Origin of the sequence: Rhizobium sp. PRIMUS64, assembly GCF_023006465.1 — a bacterium.
Taxonomy (GTDB): Bacteria; Pseudomonadota; Alphaproteobacteria; order Rhizobiales; family Rhizobiaceae; genus Rhizobium; species Rhizobium leguminosarum.
Genome location: NZ_JALBGX010000230.1, coordinates 1 through 5704, shown reverse-complemented (window position 1 = coordinate 5704; position 5704 = coordinate 1). Strand labels below are relative to the sequence as shown.

Below are 5704 nucleotides of genomic sequence, written 5' to 3'. Positions count from 1 at the left end.
GCTTCCTGATGGCGCTGCGCGTGCGCGGCGAGACCGTCGATGAGATCGTCGGCGCCGTCACCGCGATGCGCTCGAAAATGCTGACCGTCGAGGCCCCGGCCGATGCGATCGACATCGTCGGCACCGGCGGTGATGCCAGCGGCACCTACAACATCTCGACGCTGGCGGCGCTGATCGTCGCCGGCGCCGGTGTTCCTGTCGCCAAACACGGCAACCGGGCGCTGAGTTCGAAATCGGGCGCGGCCGACAATCTGGCGGCACTCGGCGTCAAGCTCGACGTCGGTCCCGAGATCATTTCCCGCTGCATCGCGGAAGCCGGCGTCGGCTTCATGTTCGCCCAGCTGCATCATTCCGCCATGCGTCATGTCGGCCCCTCCCGGGTCGAGCTTGGCACGCGCACGATCTTCAACCTGCTCGGGCCGCTTTCCAGCCCGGCCGGCGTCCGTCGCCAGCTGCTCGGCGTCTTCTCGCCGCAATGGCTGGTGCCGCTTGCCGAAGTCATGCGTGATCTCGGCTCCGAATGCGTCTGGGTGGTCCATGGCGATGGCCTCGACGAGATCACCACGACCGGCATCACACACGTCGCGGCACTCGAAGATGGGAAGATCCGCACCTTCGAGCTCTCGCCCGCCGATTTCGGCGTCAGCCCTTGCGTGCTCGCCGACATCAAGGGTGGTGACGGTGTCGCCAATGCCGCAGCCCTTCGCGAGGTGCTCGGCGGCGCCAAGAATGCCTATCGCGATATCTCGCTCGCCAATGCGGCCGCCTCGCTCGTCATCGCGGGCAAGGTCGCAACGATCCGCGACGGCATGACGCTGGCCACGCAATCGCTGGATAGCGGCTCTACCGCGCTCGCTCTCGACAAACTCATCGCCGTTTCCAACGATATCGACTAGGATTGCCCGATGACCGATATCCTGAAGAAGATCGAACTCTACAAGCGCGAGGAGATCGCCGCCGCCAAGGCGACGGTGTCGCTTGCCGACTTGAAGGCGATGCAGGCTGATCAGTCCGCCCCGCGCGGCTTCCACAAGGCGCTCGTTGCCAAGCGTGATGCCGGCCGCTTCGGCCTGATCGCCGAAATCAAGAAGGCGAGCCCGTCGAAGGGTCTCATTCGCCCGGATTTCGATCCGCCGTCGCTGGCGAGCGCCTATGAGGCCGGCGGTGCCGCCTGCCTTTCGGTGCTGACCGACAGGCCGAGTTTCCAGGGCGCGCCGGAATTTCTGACGGCCGCTCGCGCTGCCTGCACGCTGCCGGCGCTGCGGAAGGATTTCATGTTCGAGACCTATCAGGTGCAGGAAGCCCGCGCCTGGGGTGCCGATTGCATCCTGCTGATCATGGCTTCGCTTTCTGACGACGAGGCCGAACGCCTGCAGGACGAAGCCTTTGGCCTCGGTATGGACGTGCTGGTCGAGGTCCACGACGCCGAGGAGATGGAGCGGGCCCTGAAGCTTTCCTCGCTGCTCATTGGCATCAACAACCGCAATCTGCGGACCTTCGAAGTCAGCCTGAGCGTCAGCGAGACGCTTGCCCCCATGGTGCCGGACGACCGGCTGCTGGTCGGCGAAAGCGGCATCTTTACCCATGCGGATTGCAAGCGCCTGCAGGCCGTCGACATCAATACCTTCCTCGTCGGCGAGAGCCTGATGCGCAAGGACGACGTAGCCGCCGCCACCCGCGCGTTGCTTTTTGGCGAAGCCGCCATCGCGGCCGAATGATATGAGCGGCCAAAAGCCAGGGCTCACTCATATCGATGCCTCCGGCGAGGCGCATATGGTCGATGTCTCCGATAAGGCCGAGACGGTGCGCATCGCCACTGCCGAGGGCCATGTGAAGATGGCGCCGGAAACACTCGCTCTCATCCGGCAAGGCAATGCCAAGAAGGGCGATGTGATCGGGACGGCGCGCCTTGCCGGCATCATGGCGGCAAAACGCACCGCCGATCTCATCCCGCTCTGCCATCCGCTGATGCTGACGAAGGTCACGGTCGAGATCGAGGAAGATGCCGCCCTGCCCGGTCTGCGCGTTACGGCCACCGCCAAGCTGACCGGCAAGACCGGTGTCGAGATGGAGGCGCTGACCGCCGTCTCTGTCGCTTGTCTGACGATCTACGACATGGCCAAGGCGGCCGATAAGGCAATGGAGATCGGCGGCATCAGACTTCTAGAAAAGTCCGGCGGAAAATCCGGCGATTTCCGTCATCCGGAGGCAAGATGAACCTTCTTCCGGTCGCCGAGGCTCTGAACCGCTTGCTCTCTCGCGCAAAGCCCGTTGCGGCGTCCGAGACGCTGCCGCTTGCCGAGGCTGAGGGCCGCGTCCTGGCCGTCGAGCTGACGGCCGGCCTGACCCAACCGCCCTTCAACGCCTCTGCCATGGATGGCTATGCGCTACGCCGCGAAGACGCGCCGGAGCCGGGCGCCGTGCTGAAGGTCATCGGGATATCTTCCGCCGGCCACGGCTTCGAGGGAAGCGTCGGCCAGGGAGAGGCCGTCCGTATCTTCACCGGCGCGCCTGTTCCGCCAGGCGCTGATAGCGTCCTGCTGCAGGAGGATGCGGAGAAGATCGAGGGCGGCATCAGAACCAATTTCCCTGTGCGGCAGGGCCAGCACGTGCGTCCCCGCGGCCAGGATTTCGCCGAAGGCGAAGCCGTGTTGTCGGCCGGCACCGTGCTCGATTTCTCGCGGCTGACGGTCGCTGCGGGCATGAACCGACCTGATGTCGAGGTGCTGCGGCGCCCGCTGATCGCCATCCTCGCAACCGGCGACGAACTGCTGCCGCCCGGAAGCACGCCCGGCCCTTCGCAGATCATCGCATCCAATACGTTTGGTATTGCAGCCCTTGCCCGCAAAGCCGGCGCCGATGTGCTCGATCTCGGTATCGTGCCTGATGACAAGGCCAAGATCACCGCGGCGATCGGCACGGCGCGGGACGCCAAGGTCGATGTGATCGTCACGCTCGGCGGCGCTTCGGTCGGCGACCATGATCTGGTGCAGGCCACGCTGACCGAGGCCGGCATGCAGCTCGATTTCTGGCGCATCGCCATGCGCCCCGGCAAACCGCTGATGGTCGGCAGCTTCGGTGAGACGCATGTGCTCGGCCTGCCCGGCAATCCGGTCTCTAGCCTCGTCTGTTCGCTGCTCTTCCTTGAGCCGCTGATCCGCAAGCTCGCCTCCCTGCCGCCAGTGCGGCGCGAGGCAACGGTGGAGGCGGCCGTCACACTGCGCGCCAATGACCACCGGCAGGACTATATCAGGGCGAAACTTTCGAAATCCGCTGCCGGCGCCTGGCTCGCCGAGCCTTTCGGCAAGCAGGATTCCTCGATGATGAAGGTCTTCGCCGCAGCCGATTGCCTCGTCATCCGCCCGCCGCATGCGCCGGAACTGCCGGCCGGAGCGCCCTGCCCGGTCATGCTGTTGCGGCCGGATCTCTTGGCATAATCTCAGCCTTTCAGCCGTTGCCGAAGAGCGCAAAAACGCCCGCCGGCGCGGCACCGCCGGTGCCCCCACCGAAATCCGCAACTATATGGGTGGCGATTCGGCTGAGTTCGCCCCGCGGCAGGTGGGCCCGTTCGGGATCGCCGATCAGCACCTCGATGCCGCTCGCCTCGCAACGCCGCAGGAAGGCCATCACCCGCAAGGCGAGCGTGGGATCGTAGAACAGGTCGCCGACCACGAGGAGGTCTATCTCCGGTGGTGGATCCTCGATGATATCGGCGGCCCGGGCTATGATATCCACGCCGTTGATCGCCGCGTTGAGGCCGATCGCGGCAATGGCATTGGCATCGATGTCGACCGCCGTCACCGTGGCGGCTCCGGCCTTCGCCGCCGCAATGGCGACGAGCCCCGAGCCGGCGCCGAGATCGAGGACACGGCGACCCACGACTATTTCCGGCCGGTCGAGCAGATAGCGGGCAAGCACGGCGCCGCCGGCCCAGGGATAGGCCCAATAAGGTGCCGGATCGGCTTCTCTGCGGCCTGCAAGCCGCCAGAGCCCGCTTGCGGGGCCTGCCGTATGAAGCCGGATCTCGGGAATGGACGGAACGGGTGAGATCGGCAGATTAGCTTTGATAAAGGCGACCGGATCGGGTTGCTGCATGCCCGGGCGTTTCATCGTCGTCTGCTCCTGCCGCCACCGAAGCTCAATAGTTCTTCATGGCAAGATGCGGCATGCCACCGTCGAGGAATTCAGTGCCATAGGCAACGAAGCCAAAACGCTCGTAGAGCGGCAGCTTGTCCGCCTGCGCTGTGAGATAGAAGCGGTTGTCGCGTGCGCCGCGATGCAGTTCCATTGCACGCCCGATCATATCAGCCGCAATGCCGCGGCCGCGCCATCGGCCAGCAACCGCAACCCGGCCGATCTTCACATGTTCCTCGGCGTAAATGGCTCTCAGCGTGCCGGAAACCTCGCCCGCCGTGACAGCGACGAGATGATGGGCGCTGAGATCGTCGGCATCGAATTCCTCGGCTTCGGGAACCTTCTGCTCATATACGAAAACTGCGCGTCGCAGCCGGAAGGCCTCATTGCAGAGCGTACTGAAAACCGGAACGCTGAGGATTGCCGTTTCCACCATCATCCTTGCCTCGCTGAGGGATACGACCCAAAACCCTCCGCCAAGACCGGCGAAGGGTTGCTGCATAATTCCTCAAATAGGAAACGATTTTAAGGACAAATTATGCATTAATTCAAAGCATTACAGCGCGGTGCTGCAGCGACAAAATCAGCCGGTCCTCTTCTTCGAAAACTTGCCCTTCGGCCCGGCGCCGCCTTTGCCGTCATATTTGGCGCCTTCGAATTTCGGCTTGTCGAATTTCGGCTTGTCTGACTTCGGGCCATCGAAGCCGGGTTTGCCCGGCTTCTTGCTCCAGGGCTTGCTATCCTGTCTCTCCTGGCCGGCATTGTCGGCTGCGGCGTATCCGCCGCCCGGACCCTTGCCGAACTTGTTCTTCGGCCGCTCGCCGCGGAACGTATCGTCCGGCCGCTCGTCGCGGGATGGCCTGCCGGCATAAGGCTTCGGCGACGGCGCCCGGCTAAAATCCGGCGTGCCGGGAAGCCTGGTCACGCGGATGCCGCGTTCGAGCGCCTTGTTCGGTCCGATCGCCGCCTGGAAGCTTTCGGCGCTCGCCGCAGCGATCTCCACGAAGGTCTCCTCAGGCTGCATCTTGATCGCGCCGATCTCGCGCTTCGTCACATTGCCGTTGCGGCAGAGCATCGGGATCAGCCAGCGCGGCTCGGCATTCTGCTTGCGCCCGACCGAGACGGAGAACCAGACGCTAGCGCCGAAATCCTCGCGCGGTCCCTTCTGCGCCGGCTCGTAGGGCTCGGCATTGTCGCGGCGCTTGCGGCTGCGTTCGTCCTGCACGGTAACTTCGATGAGATCTTCCGGCGCCGAATGATTGGTGCGGTAAAGACGCAGGAAGGCGGCGGCAAGCTTTTCGCCGCCGTGGCTGGCAAGAAGCTGCTGAACCAGCCCCTGCTCTTCCTCCTGCGGCGTTTCGTTGAAGATCGGGTCGGCGAGCAGCCGCTCGTCGTCGCGTTCGCTCACCTCCTCGGCCGAGGGCGGTCGCGCCCAGGCAGCCGAAATACCGGCATTCTCCAGCAGGCGCTCTGCCTTGCGCCGTGCATTCAGCGGCACGATCATGGCGCTGATGCCCTTGCGTCCGGCCCGGCCGGTACGGCCGCTGCGGTGCAGCAGCGTTTCCGGGTT

At 64.6% G+C, this 5704-nt stretch carries 7 protein-coding genes; 4 read left to right on the top strand and 3 right to left on the bottom strand.

The annotated features are described in order from the left end of the window. The 4 genes from trpD to glp form a co-directional block, all read left to right on the top strand. Positions 1 to 896, top strand: an 896-nt coding sequence (trpD, locus tag MOV76_RS38065) for an anthranilate phosphoribosyltransferase (RefSeq protein ID WP_247266498.1), incomplete at its 5' end; no start/stop codon positions are given. A gap of 9 nt (positions 897 to 905) precedes the next feature. Beyond that, positions 906 to 1718, top strand: a complete 813-nt coding sequence (gene trpC, locus MOV76_RS38060) for an indole-3-glycerol phosphate synthase TrpC (RefSeq protein ID WP_047622866.1) — start codon at positions 906 to 908, stop codon at positions 1716 to 1718. A gap of 1 nt (position 1719) precedes the next feature. Next, positions 1720 to 2217 (top strand): cyclic pyranopterin monophosphate synthase MoaC, encoded by a 498-nt coding sequence (gene moaC, locus MOV76_RS38055; RefSeq protein WP_065277550.1) that lies wholly within the window; start codon positions 1720 to 1722, stop codon positions 2215 to 2217. Beyond that, positions 2214 to 3437 (top strand): gephyrin-like molybdotransferase Glp, encoded by a 1224-nt coding sequence (gene glp / locus MOV76_RS38050; RefSeq protein ID WP_065277549.1) that lies wholly within the window; start codon positions 2214 to 2216, stop codon positions 3435 to 3437. Before moaC ends, glp begins: the two co-directional genes overlap by 4 nt. Positions 3438 to 3447: 10 nt before the next feature. Here glp and MOV76_RS38045 read toward each other — a convergent pair whose 3' ends face one another. The 3 genes from MOV76_RS38045 to MOV76_RS38035 all read right to left on the bottom strand — a co-directional run. After that, a complete protein-coding gene (locus MOV76_RS38045) occupies positions 3448 to 4110 on the bottom strand; it encodes a methyltransferase (protein ID WP_115157516.1) in 663 nt (220 codons plus the stop codon). 28 nt (positions 4111 to 4138) lie between these two features. Further along, positions 4139 to 4573: a GNAT family N-acetyltransferase gene (locus MOV76_RS38040; protein ID WP_080764150.1), complete on the bottom strand. Its 435-nt coding sequence runs from the start codon at positions 4571 to 4573 to the stop codon at positions 4139 to 4141. Between the two features lie 144 nt (positions 4574 to 4717). Beyond that, on the bottom strand, positions 4718 to 5704 hold a 987-nt coding region (locus MOV76_RS38035; RefSeq protein ID WP_247266497.1), incomplete at its 5' end, for a DEAD/DEAH box helicase.